Annotated in this window: 19 protein-coding genes; 12 read left to right on the forward strand and 7 right to left on the reverse strand. The window is 44.2% G+C overall.

Annotated features, from left to right (window positions below; genetic code table 11):
- Nucleotides 1-10: 10 nt before the first annotated feature.
- Genes modC through D104_RS33820 form a run of 4 tightly spaced genes read right to left on the reverse strand, consistent with a single transcriptional unit; the run spans nt 11 to nt 3,032 of the window.
- Nucleotides 11-1,114 carry a molybdenum ABC transporter ATP-binding protein gene (gene modC / locus D104_RS33805; RefSeq protein ID WP_024025106.1) on the reverse strand — a complete coding sequence of 368 codons (1,104 nt, stop codon included), beginning with the start codon at nt 1,112-1,114 and terminating at the stop codon, nt 11-13.
- Nucleotides 1,111-1,809, reverse strand: a complete 699-nt coding sequence (gene modB, locus D104_RS33810; protein WP_024025107.1) for a molybdate ABC transporter permease subunit — start codon at nt 1,807-1,809, stop codon at nt 1,111-1,113. Before modB ends, modC begins: the two co-directional genes overlap by 4 nt.
- Before the next feature lie 9 nt (nt 1,810-1,818).
- On the reverse strand, nt 1,819-2,604 hold the full coding sequence (modA, locus tag D104_RS33815; RefSeq protein ID WP_024025108.1) for a molybdate ABC transporter substrate-binding protein: 786 nt from the start codon (nt 2,602-2,604) through the stop codon (nt 1,819-1,821).
- Nucleotides 2,605-2,636: 32 nt separating this feature from the next.
- Complete coding sequence (locus tag D104_RS33820; RefSeq protein ID WP_024025109.1) at nt 2,637-3,032, reverse strand: Rieske (2Fe-2S) protein; 396 nt, start codon at nt 3,030-3,032, stop codon at nt 2,637-2,639.
- Nucleotides 3,033-3,321: 289 nt separating this feature from the next.
- On the opposite strand from D104_RS33820, the gene D104_RS33825 reads away from it, so the two are divergent.
- Together D104_RS33825 and D104_RS33830 are read left to right on the forward strand one after the other, a co-directional pair.
- Nucleotides 3,322-5,547, forward strand: a complete 2,226-nt coding sequence (locus D104_RS33825) for a transglycosylase domain-containing protein (protein WP_235075952.1) — start codon at nt 3,322-3,324, stop codon at nt 5,545-5,547.
- A gap of 293 nt (nt 5,548-5,840) precedes the next feature.
- Nucleotides 5,841-6,644: a substrate-binding periplasmic protein gene (locus D104_RS33830; RefSeq protein ID WP_235075953.1), complete on the forward strand. Its 804-nt coding sequence runs from the start codon at nt 5,841-5,843 to the stop codon at nt 6,642-6,644.
- Between the two features lie 49 nt (nt 6,645-6,693).
- Here the strand turns inward: D104_RS33830 and glgA are convergent, their stop codons facing one another.
- A complete protein-coding gene (gene glgA / locus D104_RS33835; protein ID WP_024025112.1) occupies nt 6,694-8,127 on the reverse strand; it encodes a glycogen synthase GlgA in 1,434 nt (477 codons plus the stop codon).
- A 94-nt stretch (nt 8,128-8,221) separates the two neighbouring features.
- Between glgA and glgC the strand changes: the two genes are divergently transcribed.
- The 8 genes from glgC to acpS all read left to right on the forward strand — a co-directional run bounded on the left by glgC (nt 8,222) and on the right by acpS (nt 16,175).
- Nucleotides 8,222-9,475: a glucose-1-phosphate adenylyltransferase gene (gene glgC, locus D104_RS33840; protein ID WP_024025113.1), complete on the forward strand. Its 1,254-nt coding sequence runs from the start codon at nt 8,222-8,224 to the stop codon at nt 9,473-9,475.
- 361 nt (nt 9,476-9,836) lie between these two features.
- Nucleotides 9,837-10,469, forward strand: coding sequence for a riboflavin synthase (locus D104_RS33845; RefSeq protein WP_024025114.1), 633 nt, complete (start codon nt 9,837-9,839; stop codon nt 10,467-10,469).
- 267 nt (nt 10,470-10,736) lie between these two features.
- Nucleotides 10,737-12,542: a translation elongation factor 4 gene (lepA, locus tag D104_RS33850; protein WP_024025115.1), complete on the forward strand. Its 1,806-nt coding sequence runs from the start codon at nt 10,737-10,739 to the stop codon at nt 12,540-12,542.
- Between the two features lie 48 nt (nt 12,543-12,590).
- The gene (lepB, locus tag D104_RS33855) at nt 12,591-13,415 is read left to right on the forward strand and encodes a signal peptidase I (protein WP_024025116.1); all 825 of its coding nucleotides are present in this window, start codon (nt 12,591-12,593) and stop codon (nt 13,413-13,415) included.
- An 18-nt stretch (nt 13,416-13,433) separates the two neighbouring features.
- On the forward strand, nt 13,434-14,117 hold the full coding sequence (gene rnc / locus D104_RS33860; RefSeq protein ID WP_024025117.1) for a ribonuclease III: 684 nt from the start codon (nt 13,434-13,436) through the stop codon (nt 14,115-14,117).
- On the forward strand, nt 14,110-15,018 hold the full coding sequence (gene era, locus D104_RS33865; protein WP_024025118.1) for a GTPase Era: 909 nt from the start codon (nt 14,110-14,112) through the stop codon (nt 15,016-15,018). The genes rnc and era overlap by 8 nt, the downstream gene beginning before the upstream one ends.
- A gap of 5 nt (nt 15,019-15,023) precedes the next feature.
- Nucleotides 15,024-15,761: a DNA repair protein RecO gene (gene recO, locus D104_RS33870; RefSeq protein ID WP_024025119.1), complete on the forward strand. Its 738-nt coding sequence runs from the start codon at nt 15,024-15,026 to the stop codon at nt 15,759-15,761.
- A gap of 27 nt (nt 15,762-15,788) precedes the next feature.
- A complete protein-coding gene (gene acpS, locus D104_RS33875) occupies nt 15,789-16,175 on the forward strand; it encodes a holo-ACP synthase (protein ID WP_024025120.1) in 387 nt (128 codons plus the stop codon).
- On the opposite strand, the gene D104_RS33880 is transcribed toward acpS, so the two are convergent.
- On the reverse strand, nt 16,142-18,949 hold the full coding sequence (locus tag D104_RS33880) for a response regulator (RefSeq protein ID WP_024025121.1): 2,808 nt from the start codon (nt 18,947-18,949) through the stop codon (nt 16,142-16,144). The two genes, acpS and D104_RS33880, sit on opposite strands and share 34 nt — an antisense overlap.
- Before the next feature lie 21 nt (nt 18,950-18,970).
- Nucleotides 18,971-19,195 (reverse strand): hypothetical protein, encoded by a 225-nt coding sequence (locus tag D104_RS33885; protein WP_024025122.1) that lies wholly within the window; start codon nt 19,193-19,195, stop codon nt 18,971-18,973.
- A 136-nt stretch (nt 19,196-19,331) separates the two neighbouring features.
- On the opposite strand from D104_RS33885, the gene cysM reads away from it, so the two are divergent.
- Both cysM and rlmD read left to right on the forward strand, forming a co-directional pair.
- A complete protein-coding gene (cysM, locus tag D104_RS33890; RefSeq protein WP_024025123.1) occupies nt 19,332-20,228 on the forward strand; it encodes a cysteine synthase CysM in 897 nt (298 codons plus the stop codon).
- 106 nt (nt 20,229-20,334) lie between these two features.
- Nucleotides 20,335-21,651, forward strand: a complete 1,317-nt coding sequence (rlmD, locus tag D104_RS33895) for a 23S rRNA (uracil(1939)-C(5))-methyltransferase RlmD (protein WP_024025124.1) — start codon at nt 20,335-20,337, stop codon at nt 21,649-21,651.
- Nucleotides 21,652-21,665 lie beyond the last annotated feature (14 nt).

The raw sequence follows: 21,665 nt of genomic DNA on the forward strand, positions 1-21,665 counted from the left end.
TAGGTGGACTTTAGGATAATACGGCAACCGATTTTATTTGAGCAATGACAGTTTGCCCTTTTTGTAGAGACAATTTATGCGCTGACAAGGTGGTGATTCTCGCTAATATTGGCGTACTGCCTGCGAGTAATCGGACCATTATCATGCTTGGGTCTTTTGGGTCGGAGATCATGTCATCAATGGTCACAGTTAAGCGATTCAATATACTTGAATCGCTATGTTCACTGAGTGACAAGCTAACGTCTTTGGATTGAATTCTCAGCCGTAGAGTGCTTCCTAATTGCTCTTTTCCTTTTTTAAATGCAATGGTTTGATCGCTAAAGCAAAGCCATGAAAGCCCCCATTTTTCTTCTTGTTGTGACACGGTGCCTGTAATCACCACGCTTGCGTCTTGGTATTTTGAAAACGTGGTCCCCAGTTTGCCCAACAAAGTCTGTATTTCACCCTCTTCAATGACGTTGCCTTTTTCCAAAACGATCATGTAATCAGCCAAACGAATGACTTCGTCTAATGAATGGCTGACATAGATAATAGGGATATTTGCGCGGTGACAAAGTTGTTCTAAATAGGGAAGAATATCCTGCTTTAATGCATCGTCCAATGCAGACAGTGGTTCGTCCATCAGCAGTAACTTAGGCTGAATAAGCAGCGCTCTGGCAATGGCAACGCGCTGTCGTTCCCCTCCAGAAAGTTGAGCTGGATATTGAGATAACACAGACTCAATCCCCATGAGTTGAATGACGTCTGCATAGGAAATGACGGATTGATGTTTGTCGGCGCGCTTGATGGAAAACTGCAGATTTTCTTGTGCGGTTAAATGCGGAAATAAATTGGCATCTTGGAACACGTAACCAATCGGACGCAAGTGCGGTGCAAGGAACGTTTGGTGATTTTGCCACGTGTCATCGTTTAAACGGACAAGTCCTTTTGTTTTTTTCTCCAGCCCTGCGATACAACGTAACAGGGTGGTTTTCCCTGATCCAGATGGGCCAAATAAAGCCGTTACACCGGTGTTTGGAATCTGTAGATCAACGTCGAGCAAAAAATCTGATGTACCTTTTCGCTGTTGTTCAATACGAACATGTAACGCTTTTGATATTGAGTGAGTCGTCATAGTAAACCACCCGACATGGCGCTGTTTTTCTGGCGTCTTTGGACGCTGTATAAAAAGGCAAGCACAAGAAAAGCAAAGGAAATCATCAGCAAGGAAAGGCTGTGTGCTTGATCGTATTCTAAGGCTTCTACATGGTCGTATATTTGTACGGAAATAACCCTCGTTTCGTCGGGAATATTCCCACCAATCATTAGCACCACGCCAAATTCACCCACGGTATGCGCGAAGCCTAAAACCGCTGCACTAATATAGCCGGGCTTTGCTAATGGAATGACCACATGAATAAACCTGTCCCACGGTGAGGCGCGAAGTGTGGCGGCGGCTTCAAGTGGACCTTCGCCAATGGCAGAAAATGCATTTTGAATAGGTTGAACGACGAAAGGCAACGAATACACCATGGAAGCAACCACCAAGCCAGCAAAACTAAAAGGCAGTGGAGAGAACCCGAGTTGATTCAGAAATTGTCCTAATGCGCCTTGTGGCCCTAAAAAAAGTAACAAATAAAACCCCAACACTGTTGGAGGTAAGACAAGCGGCATGGCAACAATGGCGTTGATCGGCCCTTTTAGCCAAGACTGAGTTCGAGCTAGCCACCATGCGATAGGCGTACTTATTAGGATGAGTAATAGTGTGACAAGGCTAGCCAGTTTTAAGGTTAGCCATATTGCTCCGATGTCTTCTGGGCTGAATAACATTCGATGTGCCTAGTGTGGCTCTGCGGCGTAACCAAACTGAACTATTTTGGCTTGAATATCTGGACGCATTAAAAATGCCATGAAGGTTTGTGCCAATTCTATGTTTTGAGACTGAGATAATATCACGGCCGCTTGATTGATTTGCTGATAGGCGTCGCTCGGAATGTCTATCACATGACCTTTTGTTTTGCCTGCAAGGACTTGAGATAAGGCAACAAAGCCCGCATCGGCATTTTGTGAATACACGAATTGATAGGTTTGGCCTATATTTTCACCTTGTACCATTTTTTTCTTGGCGTCATTCCACACAGAAAGAGACGTGAGACTTTCTTCTGCGGCTTTGCCGTATGGCGCAAGTTTGGGGTTTGCAATGGCAATACGTTTCGCGTTGAGAACGGCATCTTTAAGTGATGTAGATGAGATGGGGTTGACGGACCAAAAAACCAAATGCCCTTTTGCATAAATGACGAGACTATTAGGCAGTGCGTTATTGGATTGAACAAGCGCTTGCGGTTTGGCGACATCTGCAGAAAGAAAAATATCGTAAGGGGCGCTGTTTTGAATTTGAGCAAACAACTTTCCTGAGGAGCCAAACGATAAGGTTAACGATTGACCGGTTTCTTGTTCGAAATCTTGTGCGAGTTGTTTAATCGGCGATATGAAGTTCGATGCGACGGCGAGATGGAGGGACGCCGCAAATGATCGAGAAGGTAAAAAAAGTAAGCTGAATGTGATGAGTAGCAAGGCGACGAATGTTGCTTGAGGTGTACGGTTATTCACGGCTGATGTGGGCATGTTTTCAAGTTAATCCGAGTTTGAGTGGTGATTTACGCCCACAGTAAATAACAATTGCCTTGCTCTATTCCTATGGTCGCTTTTTTAAGGTGACTTCCCTGACAAGGGCCAGTAATGCATGAACCATCTTGAGGTGAAAAAAGAGCACCATGGTGATGGCATTTCAAATAATCTCCTTCGGGATCGAGAGCCGGTTCAGAAGCATCATCCAACGGTTTCTTTTGATGTGGGCAGAGGTTTTCATAAGCGATGATTTTACCTTGCTGCTTTGTGACTAAGAAACTGTACTCTTCAATGGTGATGTTGAGTGCTTTGCCTTCAGGGATATTTTGCGTATTAGGTATAAGATGTTTATTAAACACGTGAGTACCGCACTTTTTATTATAATGATTGTTGTTTATCTCAATAGTATTGATCTTGGTCATCATGTGGACGCTAAGGTAAATGTCACATAAAACGGATGACGTATTGTTCAATTCTATCGCTGACGTAGTGAAGAAAATTCAGGAAAATGCCAGTTATATAAACTTTCCGTGAGCAAAGACTCTAAAGCGCGAGGGGGAATGAGTCAATAAGTAAGAATTGAGTTAGTTTGTTTTTGCTCGTTGCCTGCTTACAGCAAGCTCCTTATACTAACCCGCTATGGCTAAAAAAACTCCGGTAAAACCTTCACGTAAGTCCCCGACTAAAACGAAAAAAACACCAAAACCTTCCTTTTTGAAGAGGCTTCTTCGTGCCTTTTTTAAATGGGGGCTGATTGTCGCTTTGGTGACGAGTGTTCCTTTTTCTGCTTGGGTTTGGTGGCTAAATGGACAAGTCGTCAGTCGTTTTGAAGGGCAGAAGTGGCAAGTTCCGTCAGAAGTCTACAGTGCGCCTATCATTTTGATAAACGGAGCACCTTGGAAAAAGCAAGACCTCGAAAACCTTCTGGAAGAAACGGGTTATCGATTTGGTCGTAACAGCCAAAAAGTCGGGTGGGCGGCGCGCAGTCGAACGAAAGTCAGTGCGCATTTACGATCCTATGTAGATCATCTTGGCTTTCATGAAAGTGAAAGGCGAATTTTTTCTTTTCAAAATGGTCGGTTGATCATCCAAGCGTTGAATGGCGACGAAATCGGTGAAGCGAGAATTGAGCCTCAGCGCATAGGTTTCTTATACGGCGGTAACACGGAAAGTCGTCAAATCTTAACGTACAATGAAATTCCCGCGCCATTAATTGATATTTTAGTCGCAGTAGAAGATCAGGACTTCTATCACCATTGGGGGATTTCTTTGTCAGGTATTGCTCGTGCAATAGTAGTTAACTTTACTCACGGTGCACGTCGCCAGGGTGGTTCCACACTGACGCAGCAACTTGTTAAAAACATGTATTTGAGCTCAGAACGAACTTATACAAGAAAACTTACTGAAGTCGTAATGAGCCTATTGCTTGAATATCACTATTCAAAAGAGGCGATTATTACCGCCTATATGAATGAAGTGTATTTGGCTCAGCTCGGCAGCAGCGCATTGCATGGCTTTGCCGCCGCCAGTCAGCATTTTTTTGGTCGACCCGTGAACGAGCTTAATATTGATGAATTTGCGCTTTTAGTTGGTATGGTAAAAGGCCCTTCTTTGTATAACCCTGAGCGTTCTCCAAATCGAGCCAAAGCCAGACGTAATACTGTCTTGGCGGTATTAAAAGACCAAGGACGTCTGTCGGTGTCTGATTATAATCGTTTAATCAAGCAGCCTATCCGTTTGGCGAGTAAGAAAAAAGAACGTTCTGTTTACGGCGATTATTTGGACTTGGTGGCGATGCAATTATCGCGTGATTTTGATGAAACAACCTTGGCAACGAAAAACTTACGAATTTATACCGGCGTGGATATACGCGCGCAACGGGCGGCCAGTATGGCAATGCGTCGTCAGGTCGCGGCATTAGAAAAACGCGATTCTAAACTGAAAGGCTTGCAAGGTGCCATGGTGGTTACTGATCGGCTATCAGGGCAAGTGCGTGCCGTGGTTGGTTCTAGCGGTCAGCACTATACCGGATTCAACCGAGCGCTCGGAGCCGTCAGGCCGATTGGTTCTTTGGTTAAACCCCCTTTGTATTTGTCGGCGTTGGCAACAGGGCGCTACACTTGGTGGTCTAATATTGAAGATAAGCGTTTGCGTTTCAAGGTGGGCAGTCAAATTTGGGAGCCTGAGAATTACGATAGAAAAACGCATGGTGTGGTACATCTCTATGAAGCCATGGCTAAGTCTTACAATTTAGCGACGGTGTCTTTGGCACACCAAATTGGCTTTGAACGCGTAGGGGACACCTTACGCCAATTGGGCGTGAAACGTCCTTTTACAATGCGCCCTGCGATGGCTTTAGGCGCCTTAGAATTGTCACCGTTTGAAGTATCACGCTTATATCAACCAATTGCTTCACAAGGTCAAAGCAGTGAATTGGGTGTGGTGCTTGCCGTGATGGACCAAAATGATCAGATGATGAAGCGTTTTGATCATCAAAATGATGTGCCTTTTACGGATGCCTTGCTCGCCGTGACCTTAGACGGTATGACCAAAACGCCACAAATAGGAACGGCAAGGGCCGCTCAAGCCGCGTTTCCTAATTTGAAGTTTGCCGCAAAAACCGGTACCACCAATCAACAAAAAGACAGTTGGTATGTCGGCATCACAGGCGATTACTCTTCGGTTGTTTGGCTGGGGGATGACGATAACGTGCCGTTAAGCATCACTGGCAGCAGTGGTGCGCAAAAAGTTTGGATTGATTTCACTCGTAATGTAAACCCTCGATCATTGCCCGATGGCTTGCCGAATGGTGCTGCGAGGTTCAATGTATTAAACAGTGAGTTTGAAATAGCAGCAGATCGTTGCGATGATAAGGTGTCGTTGGCCTTTATTTTAGGAACGGAACCAAAAAAGAGTACGTCTTGCTTATGGCCTTTCTAGCGTCGGTTGCATGAAAATACAAAAAGTTGATTGATAATTGTTTTGTTCTTATATAGCCTTTTAGATTGTTGAAAATCAATGAGTTAGTCATCTTTCCTTTCTCTTGCTTGTCTTAAGCTACGAGCGGCAAGGTGATTTTATGGTAAATGTTAGCAACAGAATTGCTTGATCACTCTTGGGAAATAACATCGTTTATTTATTTGCAGAATAAAAAAGTGTCCTTTGTCATTTTAATTTTACTTGTAAGGAAGTAGTGCTATATGCGACTGCATACGTACATGATTAGCTGTTTTATGACAGTGACTTTTTTTTATACGGGGATGGCTTCTGGGCAAGAACCCTCAACCCAAGCCGTATCGTGTGACGTCCTTACTGCTTCTGGAAATTCAGAATACCCTCCTTTTTTGTGGCGCGAAGACGCAAGCTCAATCGCTTTGCACGGCGTGAATCGTCTTATCATTGACGAACTTAGTAAACGCATTAATGTCCCGATTGAACTGATCCATGTGGGCCCTTGGTCTAGAGCGCAAACCGAAGTAAAGAATGGTCGCGTTGATTTAATGGCGGGTGCGTTTTATACCAATGAGCGTGCCGATTATATGGATTACTTTACGCCTGTAATGCTGCATACAACGAGCGTCGTTTGGCAGCGAAAAGATAAGACGTTTGCCTTTAATCGAAAAGAAGATCTAGAAGGGAAATGGGGCGTCACGGTGATAAACAACAGTTTCGGTCAAGAATTTGACCAATACGCCCAGCGTAACTTGAATATATTGGCCGTAGCGAGCTTGTCTCAAGCGCTGAAAATGTTGGCCGCCGATCGTGTGGATTATGTTCTGTATGAAAAAAATCCAGCGTATGCCTATGCCACAATTCTGGACTTATCGGACGCGATTGTTCCAGTGTTGCCAGCGATTAGCAGTGAAGGCTTGTATTTGACCATGTCTAAAAAATCATCGTGCAATAACACAGACATTAAGCGACGCATTGCGATTGCTTTGCAGGAAATGAAACAAGATGGTTTTACTGAAAAAGCACTGATCGATGGTGTGCAGGAATGGGGCGCTCACAGTCGCGAAGACACCACTCTAAAATAGGCAATAAGAGCGCACGATAAGGCTATCGTCCGCTCTTATAGAAGGCGTTTTATTTATTCAGTAAAGATTGATACAGATTAATCCATTGGTCGGTTACGGCTTCCCAGCTGTGATCGTATTGCATCGCATTCATTTGCCTTTCTTGCCATCTCGTACCGTCATAAAAGTCGTCCATACAGCGTTCCATTGCGGCACTTAAGTCCGCGGTGTCGGCTTCTTTAAAAACATAGCCATTGGGCTTTTTACCCTCTTCAAATACCGTATCTGCGAGACCGCCCGTTTGTCTGACGACGGGTAAGGTTCCATATTTTAGGGCATAAAGCTGAGTGAGTCCGCAGGGTTCAAAGCGCGATGGAATGAGCAGCGCATCGATACCAGCTTGGAGGCGATGGGAATAATCTTCAAAATACCCGATGCGAACGGACACTTGATCCGGATAGCTTTTTTGCAAGGTTAAATAGCCTGACTCAAGGTCTTTATCCCCAGAACCAAGAACCACAAGTCGAGCGCCTTTTTCCAATAGAGCGGGCATTACGTTTAGAACAAGATCCAACCCTTTTTGTTCGGTTAACCGGCTGACAACCCCAAATACTGGCTTGCTTAAATCTTCTGATAATCCATTCTCTTGTAGCAGTGCCAGTTTGTTTTCGCATTTTTGGCTCAGTGTTTCTAGGTTGTACTTGTGAGGGATAAGTGAGTCTATTTCGGGTGACCATTGTTCGTAATCAACGCCGTTTAAAATACCACTGAGTTTTTCTGTCATTGCTCTAAGGGTGCCGTCCAAACCGTCGCCATATTCCGGCGTTAAGATTTCTTGTGCATAGGTTGGGCTGACCGTCGTGATGGCATCGGCGTAAACCAATCCTGCTTTTAATCCGGAAAAACGGCCGTAAAATTCCATGCCATGCATGCTGAGCAGTTCTGGTGAGAGTAATGTATCGGCAAATTGATCCATGTCAAAACTACCGTTGTAACGTAAATTATGTACGGTCGTGACAATCGGGATGTGTGCAGTTTTCCAACTTTCCAAGTACGCGGCCGCAAAGCCCGTTTGCCAGTCATTCAAATGAAGTACATCCGCCTGCCAATCCATCAGTTCGCCATGCAAAGCTAATGTTGCTGTAGCCCATGATAGGGCGGCAAAGCGTAAGTGGTTATCGGGAAAATCTATGCCGTTCTTATCGACATAAGGGCCGTCCTCACGTTCGTAGAGTGCTTGGCATTGTAGTAGCCAAATAGGCGTGTCATTCTCAGGAATATGCGTCTCAAGAAGGAGAAGGTCGCCCACGCCAAAAGGATTACCTAGGTTGATACTCTTTTGAATAGGCGCTACCTTTTCAAGTATGCCTTGATAAGCTGGCATGATGAGTTTGACGTCATGACCTTTTTTTCTCAAAGCAACAGGGAGTGCGCCAGCAACATCGGCCAGTCCACCAGTTTTTATTAGTGGGTAAATTTCGGAGGCTGCAAACAGTATTTTCATTCTTAGGCATCTTATTGATTTGGAATAATGATCAGAGTATACCTAAATGAAACTTCGAATTAGAGTGTGTTGATAATAATTTTAAGGGCATCACATGGATTTAAATACAGCGCGTATGAATACACTGTCTATTATTTTAGCGGGCGGACGTGGATCAAGGCTAAAGCAGTTGACGGATAATCGTTCCAAACCCGCCGTGCCAATCGCGGGGAAATATAAGATTATTGATTTTCCTCTCTCTAACTGCATCAACTCAGGCATGCGCCGCATTGCCGTTCTCACTCAGTATCGATCTCATACCTTGAATCAACATGTACAACGAGGGTGGAATTTTCTGCGTTCCGACTTCAACGAATTTATTGAGTTGTGGCCCGCTCAGCAGCAAACAGGCAGCGATTGGTATCGCGGCACGGCGGATGCGGTTTTTCAAAACTTAAGCATGATTGATGGCTTAGACAGTGAATACATATTGATCCTTGCGGGCGATCATGTGTACAAACAAGACTATAGCCTGATGCTTAAAGACCATATCGAAAGTGGTGCAGATGTTACCGTGGCTTGTATTGAAGTGCCGCTAAAAGAAGCGGATCAGTTTGGCATTATGCACGTTGATGAAAACGATAATATTATCGCGTTTGAAGAAAAACCTTCGAACCCTCCGACGATGCCGGGCAATCCAGATGTGTCGCTTGCGAGCATGGGAATATATATATTCAATACCAAGTTTTTATCTGAAAACTTACGTTCTGACGCCAGTGATGATGCCTCTAGCCATGATTTTGGTAAAGACTTGATTCCTTTTTTTGTTGGGCGCAGCAAAATTAAAGCCCACCACTTTTCACAAAGTGTGATCGCTAATACAAGTTATCCCGACACGCCGTATTGGCGTGATGTTGGTACATTGACTGCGTATTGGGAAGCGAATATGGATTTGACTCGTTTGACGCCAGAATTGGATTTATACGACGAAGACTGGCCAATTCGCACGACTCAATATCAACGCCCGGCGGCGAAGTTTAATTACAATTACGAAGAGCGTATTGGAACGGCGCTGAACTCTGTTGTATCGGCAGGCTGTATTGTTTCTGGTTCCACTGTTGAGCAATCCATTCTATTCAATAATGTTAGAGTGAACTCTTATTCCCACGTTAATAAATCGGTTGTGTTGCCTCGCTGTGACATTGGGCGGCATTGTCGATTAACAAAAGTGGTGATCGATTCGGACTGCCACATTCCAGAAGGGACCGTGATTGGTGAAGATGCCGTTGCTGATGCTGCGCGTTTCTACCGGAATTCCGATGGCATTACGTTGGTAACACAAGAGATGATAGAAGCCTTGTCTAAATAAGGGGAGATTGATTTTTGTGTCATATAAACCGCTCAATTGAGCGGTTTTTTGTTTCTAATTAGAGAGGAAGTGCGTGATTGATGAATGAAGTGAGATGGTTTTTATTGGGCAATTGACTTGGTACGGCTTGAAAAAATACAAATTGATCGCATTAGTAGGGTTTGGAATTTTGAATTTATCATAGCGACTGGTTATCCCCGTAACCTGTGGATAACCCTATTAGTGAATCTATGATAACTCACGCTAAGCCAGTCAAACAGCTGCTTTGCTCATGGGTGTTCATTTCTTCTGCAGTCGTTGGTTTGGCGTACTTTATTTAGTAAGTGTGGTTCATTTTTTGACCCACCTAAGAGGCAATATTATGTTTACAGGCATTGTTCAAGGCATCGCGACGGTTCAGAGTACGAATCAAATTGGGCACAATAAGCGTTTGGAAGTGATTTTTCCTGCAGGTGTGATGTTGGGTCAGCAACTTGGCGCCAGTGTTGCTATTAATGGCGTTTGTTTGACGGTGGCTGAAATAGGTCATGATGTACTGACGTTTGATGTGATTGATACCACTTTAGCATTGACCAATATTGGTGTGCTGCAAGCAGGCGACAGGGTTAACTTTGAACGCGCTGCGAAAATGGGTGATGAGGTTGGTGGTCACATCATGTCAGGTCATATCATGACGTCTGTGGCGGTTTCTCGAGTCGAAAAAAATGGAGAAAGTGTCCATATCCGTTTTACAACAGACCGCCAAAATGAAGTCGATGCTCGACGTTACTTGTTTAACAAAGGCTATGTTGGATTAAATGGTTCGAGTTTGACGATCAGCGACATTGGCAATGATTGGTTAGAGGTTTCTTTGATTCCAGAAACGCTTCGATTAACCACGTTTGGCGCCATTTCTGTAGGAGACAGAGTAAATCTTGAAATCGACTCTCATACTCAGGCTACTGTAGATACAGTCGAACGTATTCTTAAAGAGAAAGGCATCGTCTTACCTTAGCGATCATTGCGGCTTGTTTTTAAAATAGTCCGTTCGTGGTTTATGGGCTCTCACATTGTTGATCTTTGAAATAAATGGAGTCCTTGCTCGATTTTCGGTAGAATGCTCGCCAATTTCTATCCTGAAAACTTGTCGATAACTCTTTTCATTAAGTCAGCATCATGGTGCGACCTAATTTATGTAACATTTGCAGTGAAAAATGTGCATATCTGACCGATTTATCAACAGGTAATCATCCAAGTATCGCTTTTAAAGTGTGAGTAAATAGTGTCCTCTAATAATCTTAAGCACATACGAAATTTCAGTATTATCGCGCACATAGACCACGGTAAATCCACTCTAGCTGACCGTTTCATTCAAACCTGTGAAGGCTTGAGTGAACGGGAAATGTCCGCTCAAGTTCTCGATTCAATGGATATCGAACGTGAACGAGGCATTACGATTAAAGCCCAGAGTGTGACCTTAGACTATCATGCGAAAGACGGGCAAACCTATCAGTTGAATTTCATCGATACGCCTGGGCACGTGGATTTTTCCTACGAAGTCTCTCGATCACTCGCCGCTTGTGAAGGTGCGTTGCTGGTCGTTGATGCGGCGCAAGGCGTAGAGGCTCAATCGGTTGCTAACTGCTACACCGCGATCGAGCAAGGCCTAGAAGTCATGCCAGTACTGAATAAAATCGATTTGCCACAGGCCGAGCCAGAACGTGTGTGTGCTGAAATTGAAGAAATTATTGGTATCGATGCCATGGATGCGGTGACGTGTTCTGCAAAAACGGGCATGGGTGTTGACGATGTTCTTGAACGTTTAGTCGCGACGATTCCCCCACCAGAAGGCGATGTTGATGCGCCACTGCAAGCCCTAATTATCGACTCTTGGTTTGATAACTACTTAGGCGTTGTTTCTCTTGTTCGTATCAAGCAAGGCACATTGCGCAAGAAAGACAAAATTTACATCAAGTCGACCAAACAGACTCACCCTGTCGACATGGCGGGTATCTTTACACCAAAACGCAAAGAAACGGGCGTCTTGAAAGCAGGTGAAGTGGGTTTCGTTGTCGCGGGTATTAAAGATATTCATGGTGCGCCAGTGGGTGACACCATTACTCATGCTTCGACTCCAGATGTTGCACAGCTAGCGGGTTTCCAAAAAGTTAAACCACAAGTTTATGCAGGCTTGTTCCCTGTTAGTTCTGATGACTATGAAGACTTTCGTGTTGCTTTGAATAAGCTGACATTGAATGATGCGTCATTGTTTTTTGAACCAGAAAGCTCAGACGCTTTGGGTTTTGGTTTCCGTTGTGGCTTCTTGGGCATGTTGCACATGGAGATCATTCAAGAGCGCTTAGAACGTGAATATAACCTTGATTTGATCTCTACAGCGCCAACCGTAGTGTATGAAATTGAACTGAATAACGGTGATGTGATCAATGTCGACAGTCCATCAAAAATGCCCGATCCAGGTACCATTAAGGAAATGCGTGAACCTATCGTGGAAGCCAATATATTGGTGCCACAGGAATATTTAGGCAACGTAATTACCTTGTGTATTGAAAAGCGTGGTGTTCAAAAGGACATGTTATACGTTGGTCGACAAGTACAATTACGTTACGAGTTACCAATGAACGAAGTGGTAATGGATTTCTTTGATAAATTGAAGTCTTGTAGCCGTGGTTTTGCGTCTTTGGATTACAGTTTTTCTCACTTTAATGCTGCTCCTCTTTGCCGTTTGGATATTTTGATCAACGGTGAGCGCGTAGACGCATTGGCGCTTATTATGCACAAAGACAATGTGCAGTATAAAGGCCGTGCTCTGTGTGAAAAAATGAAAGACTTAATTCCACGTCAAATGTTTGATGTGGCAATTCAAGGCGCAGTGGGTGCCAAAGTTATTTCTCGAACGACCGTTAAAGCATTGCGTAAAAACGTGATCGCTAAGTGTTACGGCGGTGATGTAAGCCGTAAGAAGAAACTCTTGCAGAAGCAGAAAGACGGTAAAAAACGCATGAAGCAAGTGGGTAATGTGGAAGTACCACAATCCGCCTTCCTTGCTGTTTTGCAATTGGACAGCTAGCCAGATAATCAACCGGTGCCGATGTGCACCTTGATGGAGAAATGAAGTATGGGTTTTGATTTCGAATTGATACTGGCCATTGCGTTTTTAGTGACGGGTATCTTCTGGGTTTACGACCGTATTGTGTATTTGCCAAAGCGAAAAGTGGTGTTGGCAAACATGGCGCCGGAAACTCGTAGTGCGGTAAACAAAGAGGCACAACAACGTTTAGCCGACACACCGAGACTGGTTGTGGAAGTGAAATCGTACTTTATTATCATTGCGGTTATCTTTGGTCTTCGCTCGTTTGTCGTTGAACCTTTTCAGATTCCATCAGGTTCCATGTTGCCGACGCTAAAAATTGGCGATTTTATTCTGGTTAATAAGTTTGACTACGGTCTTCGTTTACCGGTTTTAAACACCACTATTATTCCAACCACGGAGCCAAAACGCGGCGATGTGGTTGTTTTCAAATATCCTCTGGATCCTAGTCTAAACTACATTAAGCGTTTGGTTGGTCTTCCTGGCGATAAGGTGAGTTATCACAATAAAGAGTTAACGGTAAATGGCGAGCAAGTCAGCAAAGAGTTTTTGGCAAAACTGCCTATATCTTTGAATCCTAATCAGGAGCCGGTGGAACTTTTTAATGAAAATTTAAATGGTGTTCAGCACGACATCTATAACAGTTTCCGTTTCACGCCACATGAAGGGGATTGGGTCGTGCCAAAAGGGCATTATTTTGTGATGGGCGATAATCGCGACAACAGCGCTGATAGTCGTTTCTGGGGATTTGTACCAGATGAAAATATGAAAGGTCGCGCTTTTTATGTGTGGCTGCATTGGGATGAGTTTTTCAGTATCCCAAGTTTTAAAAATAACGGTTTGATTGAATAAGTATTTTTTGGAGAAATTTTGAGTTCATCGTATCAGAAGCTGAGTCGGCGAATAGGTTACTTTTTTGCTGACCTTGGACTGCTTGAACTGGCGCTAACGCACCGTAGTTTTGGTGGGAAAAACAATGAGCGCCTTGAGTTTTTGGGTGACTCTATCCTTAACTATGTGATTGCGGAAGACCTTTTTCATCGTTTTCCGAAAGCCAAAGAAGGCGAGTTAAGTCGTCTTCGTGCGTCGTTAGTAAAAGGCGACACGCTGGCGGAACTGGCAAGGGAATTCCAATTAGGGGACTACCTTAAGTTGGGTGCTGGAGAGTTAAAAAGTGGTGGTTTTAGACGCGATTCTATTTTAGCCGATACCGTAGAAGGTATTATCGGTGCTATGTATTTAGACGCGGGCATGGATGTGTGTCGTCAGCATATTTTAGAATGGTATAAGTCTCGTTTGGATGCGACTTCGTTAAAGGTTGTTACGAAAGATTCAAAAACATTGTTGCAAGAATACCTTCAAGCTCGCAAGCATGCGCTGCCTCAATACGATGTGGTGAATATTGTGGGTGAGCCTCACGATCAAACCTTCTTTGTTCATTGCTTTATTGAGCTGAGTGAAGACGCCATTGAAGGTAAAGGCAATAGCCGCCGAATCGCAGAGCAAAATGCTGCTGCGAAAGCATTGAAAAAACTGGAAAAGAAAAATGTCTGACGTTGAAGTTGAAATCACGCACTGTGGCTATATTGCCATTGTTGGTCGTCCAAACGTGGGCAAATCGACGCTGCTTAATCACATCTTGGGGCAAAAGCTATCCATTACTTCACGTAAGCCTCAGACCACGCGCGACCAGATTCTTGGTGTGAAAACCGAAGGACATGTTCAGGCAATTTATGTTGATACTCCTGGTTTGCATTTGGGAGAGACGAAAGCCATTAACCGTATTATGAACAAAACGGCAGCGGCGGCATTAAAAGACGTTGATGTGGTGTTGTTTGTGATTGATGCAGACCGTTGGACGGAAGAAGACGAATCGGTTCTTCAAAAAGTGAAGCACGCACGCTGCCCAGTGATTTTGGTCGTGAACAAAGTCGACCAGCTAGATCAAAAAGAAGACCTATTGCCCCGTCTTGCTAATTTATCTGATCGTATGAACTTCGCTCAGATTGTGCCGATTTCTGCATTACGTAATAACAATTTGGACAGACTTGAGCGTTTGGTTGAAAGCTATATTCCGGAAGGAACACAGTTTTACCCAGAAGACCAAATTACCAATCGCAGCTCTCGTTTTCTAGCGGCTGAAATTGTGCGTGAAAAAATCACTCGTCAGCTTGGTCAAGAAGTGCCTTATGAAGTGGCGGTGCAGATCGAAGAGTTTGTCTATGACGAGTCTGCTATTCATATTAGTGCGCTCATCTTAGTCGAACGTAATGGTCAAAAACGCATTATTATCGGTGAACGTGGCGATAAAATTAAACTTATCGGCAAAGAAGCGCGTATTGATATGGAGAACCTATTTCAACATAAAGTGATGTTGAACCTCTGGATCAAGGTGCGCTCAGGTTGGTCCGATGATGAGCGTGCGCTGGCCAGTTTAGGCTATCAGGAAGAATAATTTCGATGCGCGTCTCGGCGTATGTTATTCATACTCGCCCTTTTCAGGACGGTAAAATCTTGCTCGATTTGCTAACACTCGAGCATGGTTTGATACGGGGAGTATGGCGATTGCCAAAAAAAGAGGCTCGGGTGATACCTGGGCCTTTTTTGTGTTACGAAATAGAGTTTGTTGGGCGCAGTGATTTAAAAACAGTGAAAAGCCTGGAATCGGTGAAGTCCGCCGATTCATTAGAAGGCTTGCCTTTGTATGCGGCTTTCTATGCTCATGAGCTGCTTGAAAAATTGTTACCCACCAATCTACCCTTACCTGATGTTTTTACCTTATATAAGTGGCTCATTGAGAGTTTGTACTCTGGGGCGCCGATTGCTCCTTTATTAAGACGTTTTGAGGTGGGTTTATTTTCGGAACTCGGTGTGGGAATCAATATGGTCTCCACTGGGCGAGGAGAATCGGTTGAACCTCGTCAGCTTTATCAGTTTCATTATAAGTTTGGTTTACGGCCTTATTACGGTGAAACACCGAAACAAATGCCGATGTTGTTTGTCGAGGGTGGAGTCGCTCTGGATTACCATGCGGGCAAATGGATGGATAAGCAGGTGTTGAGCTTAGCGAAAGAATTGCATCGTAACTGGTTAGACAGTCTGTTAAATGGCAAGCCAGTGGTGTCTCGACGGTTATTACCAAAACAGCCTTTTCAAGGTGAACGACATTTAGGTGTGCCCATTTTTCGGGCTTTGTGATGATTAGGTTATGTTAAGGAGTGATTTTTGATTATTGGTGTTGGTACAGATTTGGTTGATATCGCTCGTATAGCACAGTCAATTGAACGTTTAGGTGAACGCTTTATTGATCGAATTTTAACGGCAGACGAAAAGCAACGCTGGTCTGAAATTAGTAACCTTGAAAAGGCGAATGCTTTTGTTGCTAAGCGTTTTGCGGCCAAAGAAGCTGCTGTAAAAGCGTTGGGAACAGGCATCGGCTCGGGCGTTAGTTTTCAGCACTTTAGTGTGAGTAATTTATCAACGGGCCAGCCTGTGTTGACAGTCGACGCTATTATAACGGCGCGTTACGACTTTCCTATTTCATGGCATTTAAGTTTGACGGATGAAAAAGCCTACGCTCAGGCTTTTGTGGTGCTTGAATCTAAAGGTTGAGTCCAAGGAATAAGTTGTCGGTGACTGAGCAGTTCTTCTATTGCGTCAATAAAATCTTCTGCTACACCATCGGCGTCTTCTAAACCTAATTCTTTTAGGTGTGTTTCTAAAAATCCCGCGTGACGCGCGATGTTGATTGTCCCTGTGTATTTAGAGGCGCCGTGTATTCTGTGCACGACCTCGATCAGTTTTTCAGTGTCTTGGTTTTCTAAGTGATGCTGAACCAATTTTTTCTCTGCATCCAGCGTGTCAGCTAGCATATCAAACATTTCTTTTGCGATGTCTTCTTTGCCGTCGACGATTGCTAAGGCTTTTTCTAAGTCGAAAATACCGACTAATTTGGCGTCTACTTGATCCTGAAAGGATTCCGTATTTGAGCACCAAGTTTCAATGGTGCTAATGAGAAGTTCTTCATCGATGGGTTTGGTTAAGTAAGCATTCATGCCGCTGGCGAGTATTTGTTGTTGCTCTGAGCCTAGCGCGTGGGCTGTTAATGCGATAATGGGTGTGTTTACGTAATCTTCCATTTTTCGCAGCGCTTGGGTTGTTTCCATGCCATCCATTTCAGGCATTTGAATGTCCATAAAGATCATATCAAACGTCTCACGAGCCGCCATGTTGATCGCTTGCTGTCCGCTGTAAGCCAAGGAAACGTCTAAGCCGATCGGTGTTAACCAATGACTCAAAAGCTGCAAGTTTATTGGTGAGTCATCTACGGCTAATATTTTAAGACCTTTTATTTTTTCATTTGGCATGTCCGCTTTTAATGGATGGTCTGCAAGCGGAAGCGCGGTGTTGTTGAGGTTTTGTAAGGCGCTGTACAAGCGGTCGTGGCTGATTGGCTTGAGAAGAATGTCGCTGCACAGTTTTTTAAGATCCGGGTAGTGGGTTATTTGACCTGGAGGTTGAATCATAAGTATGCAAGGAATCGTAAATTGCTGAGCTGAATAACTGACCAGTTCTCTTGCCTCTGCAACGCTCTGATTATCAGGCATTACGCTGAACAAGATAGCGTCAATATTGTCATGCTGCTTGTTTAGAATGGCGACCATCTGCTCTAAATCCGAGCACGCGATACAGCTGACCCCAATGCTCTTTAAGTAGCTATTTAGGTAGCTTTTATACGTTGCACTTGGCTCTAACAATAGAATATGGCGATTAAGGCTGGCTTTCGTGCTGTTCGTTTTCTGTGATGCTTTTAGGTTGATGGTAAAACGGAAGGTAGAGCCAATACTTGGGTCGCTGCTGACTTCAATTTTTCCATGCATTTGTTCAACCAGCTTTTTGGTAATGACTAGGCCGAGTCCTGTGCCGCCAAACTGTCTGGTGGTGCTGGTGTCTACTTGCGAAAAAGGCTTAAACAATCGATGGATTTTGTGTTCCGCAATGCCGATTCCCGTATCGATAATTTGGAACGACAATGTAATGTCTTGGGCGTTTTGAGCGGTAAGTGAGACTTTGGTGCGAACGGAGCCTTGGTGTGTGAATTTAATCGCGTTCCCAATCAGATTGGTTAAAATTTGGCGGACTCGAGTGCTGTCACCAATGAACCATTCAGGCACGTCTTGGCTAAACTCAGGCACCAAGTCGATTTGCTTCTCTTTGGTTAATAAATTGATGCTTAGCGTTTGATACACATCATCAATCAGTGCTTTGAGGTTGAAGTGGTTGCTTTCGAGGCTTAGTTTTCCAGCTTCGATTTTTGAAAAATCTAAGATATCGCCAATAATAGCGAGCAAGCTATTGGTGGATTGTTCGATGGTGTCCACATAAAAGCGCTGCTGCGTGTCTGTGATGTCTTTTTGTAAGGTTTTTGTGTAACCCAGAATGGCGTTCAGCGGCGTGCGAACCTCGTGGCTGATATTGGCGAGGAATTGCGACTTTAATCGGTTAGATTCCATCGCTTCGCGATTGGCAATGTGCAGCTGGGCGCTTTTTTCTTCCATACTGTCCATACTGCGCCGAATGTCTTCTGTTGATTGTTCGATGCCTGCGACCAACTCGTCATTGTGATGCTCTAATCTTTCGGTTAAGTCGAGTAGGTCTTTTTGAAGTGCCGAATACTCAGGGGGGAGTTTCATCAACTTTGCAGTAGAAAACTGACCTTTCACCAACTTACTTAACGATCCTGCTAATCGATTGATGGGTTGTGTTAAGGTCTGAGAAATATGGAATGCGCCTAAAATGGTCAGGACGTTAAAAAGGAGTAAGATGAAAATCACGAGTCCTGCGTACTGATATTTTTCGATCGTAATCACTGATTTATTGGCTTCGATTTTGACCCAGCCAATAAGATTTCGCTGTTCAAGTGGGATAAATAAATTGGTTTGACCATTAAACACACCATCGAGCGAGTTGCTTGAATAGTGAATAGCGCTGATCGATTCCAAGTAATCGGCGTGCTCTTTTATAAAGTTGTTCTCGGGAAAAGGTGTATTCACAGAGATAGGCGCTTTGCCTAATTCAGCAATGATTTTTTGTTCGCTGTTGAACAGCTGAACACTGCTTATGTCGCCGTTGTTTAGTGCATTTTGCAGTATCCGATACATCATGTTTTGATCGGAGAACACAATGGCATACTCGCTGGTAGTGGCAACTTGTTCGGTGATGTAGGACGTGCGTTCGTACAAGTTTTGGTTTAAATCCGTAAAGCGGGTAGAAATTAGAAACGTGGCCGCGAGTATCGAAACGGCAAGAACTGGGGCGAATAATGCCCAGAAGAGCTTGTTGCTTAGGCTAAATGTAGGAAAGTTTTGAAAAAAATGTTTTATCATACTAAGGCTTGGGCTCGCGAGTTAATAGCAGGCTAGATTGCCTTCGTCTTTGCGCAGTGTGCATTCTCTTTCATAGTGGCTGCATGCCTTTTGTTCACTGTTTGATGGCGCTTGAATATAGGCGCATTCACGCCACTTTTTTCTGAGTTCAACGTTCTCTAGTTTAGAGAGATTTTCAGTGGCGTTTTCGCAACCAGTAATCGTCAGTAATAAAAAAAACAGAGCGAAAATGCGTGTTACCAGCATAGCTTTTACCTAGAATGCGAATGTGAAACTAAGTTTATAACGCTTTCTTATTGTACTGTTTAGCGTAAGTGTTTTTAAATAGACGTAGCGCGTTAAGTTTCATTCCCTATGTCATCAATGTCAATGAAGTTTTTATATGATCCAGTACCCTAGCATTGAGTCCTTAATTGGACAAACTCCTTTGGTTCGCTTACAGCGTATCAATCCAAATCCAAGTAATACAATTTTGTTAAAACTTGAAGGACAAAATCCAGCGGGTTCCGTAAAAGACCGTCCTGCTTTGAATATGATTCTTCAAGCTGAGCGTCGTGGCGCTATAACGCCGGGCGACAGCTTGATAGAGGCAACCAGTGGAAACACTGGCATCGCTTTGGCCATGGTGGCGGCGATCAAAGGCTACAAGATGCACTTAATTATGCCTGATAACATGAGCCAAGAACGTAAGTCGGCGATGACGGCGTATGGCGCGATTCTGCATCTGGTAACACAAGCCGAAGGTGGTATGGAGCGAGCGAGAGACCTTGCTCAAGAAATGCAAGATCAAGGCATGGGCGTTGTTTTGAATCAATTCGCGAATCAAGACAACCCGAATGCGCATTACCTAACGACAGGCCCAGAGATATGGCAGCAAACGCAAGGTAGCGTGACGCACTTTGTGAGCTCAATGGGGACAACAGGCACCATTATGGGCGTGTCACATTATCTAAAAGAGCAAAATAAAGACATTCAGATTATTGGGCTACAGCCACAAGATGGTTCCAATATTCCCGGTATTCGTCGTTGGAATAAGGAATATTTGCCTTCTATTTTTGATGAAACTCGAGTGGACAGGGTTATGGATGTCTCACAAGACGCGGCGGAAATCACGATGCGCCGATTGGCAAAAGAAGAAGGGATTTTTTGTGGCGTGTCTTCCGGTGGTTCTGTGGCGATGGCTTTAGAACTGTCTACACAGCTAAATAATGCCGTTATCGTTGCGGTGGTGTGCGATCGAGGAGACCGTTACTTATCGACCGGTGTGTTTGATGGATAAGTGATCAATAAGGTATCGGTAAGGCTCTCTTTAAGCGTGTAGATCTGTAGGTAGATGCGATAGAATGCGATGCGTTTAATCTAAATTTAGTAAAAGAGAGTCACCTTTGAGAAGAAGAACACCGTCACGTCGCCCAGTGAAAGCACAGCCTATCGGCCCCGTGCAGACCTTTAATGTGGACGGCTTGACCCACGAAGCCAAAGGCGTTGCCCGTTTGCAAGGAAAGGTCGTTTTTATCGATGGCGCTTTACCTGGTGAAACCGTCTCTGCACAAATCACCAAAACAGGTCGTCGTTTCGATGAGGCTGTTTTGTCCGCAATCATGGAACCAAGCCCTTTTCGCGTTGACCCTTCTTGCCAGCACTTCACCGTCTGCGGTGGTTGTAGCTTCCAGCATTTGAATGATGAGCAGCAACTTTCTTCAAAAACCGATTGGCTGAAAGGACAATTGCGTAACCTTATTTCAAACCAAGAACTTGAAGTCTTGTCTGATCGTTCCACACAATATCGTCGTCGAGCACGTATTGCCGTTGACAGTAAAAATGGAACGTTGTCGCTCGGTTTTCGTGGTAAGGCATCTAAAGACATTGTGTCGATAGAAAATTGCGCGGTTCTGACAAGCGCATTACAAACCATATTTTCTTCCTTAAAAGTCGCGTTGTTAGGCAATGATTTGGTTAAAATGTTAGGCCATATAGAGTTATTGGAAGACACAAAAGGGGTCTCGGTATTGTTTCGGTTAACGGCCTCTCTTCCTGATGGGCTGAAGCAAAGCTGGGAAAACTGGGCGGAAAAAGAACAGGCCGCTCTGTATTGGCAAGCACCAAAAGCGAGCAAGGCTGAAGTGTCGCTGGAGAAAATGCGACATTATGATCTGGGGGATATGAGATTGACGTATCACCCTCAGGACTTTATTCAGGTCAATGCGGCCATGAATCAAAAAATGGTCTCGCAGGCTATGGACTGGTTAAGTCCGAACAAGCAAGATGTGGTCTTGGATTTGTTCTGTGGCGTCGGAAATTTTTCGTTGCCACTCGCACAGCTTGCGAACTCTGTTATTGGTGTAGAGGTTCAGGAAAGCATGGTTGAAGCCGCGCGAGAAAATGCGCGATCTAACGGCTTTGATAATCTTACCTTTGTCGCTGCTGATTTGACTCAGCCGGTTGCGGATGCGTTTATAAAGCAAAAAATTAGCAAAATATTACTGGATCCTCCTCGTGCTGGCGCATTTGAATTTTTGGATACCGTAATTAAAATTGGACCGACGCAAATATTGTATGTTTCTTGCAATGCTTCTACGTTAGCAAGGGATGCTGAATATTTGACCGCAAAAGGATATCGTGTTTTACGTGTGGGTTTGATGGATATGTTCCCTCAAACGTCGCATGTTGAAACCATGATGCTGTTGCAAAAAAAGAAGTAAATTGAAGGACGGAT

Origin of the sequence: Marinomonas profundimaris (assembly GCF_000508165.1) — a bacterium.
Taxonomy (GTDB): Bacteria; Pseudomonadota; Gammaproteobacteria; order Pseudomonadales; family Marinomonadaceae; genus Marinomonas; species Marinomonas profundimaris.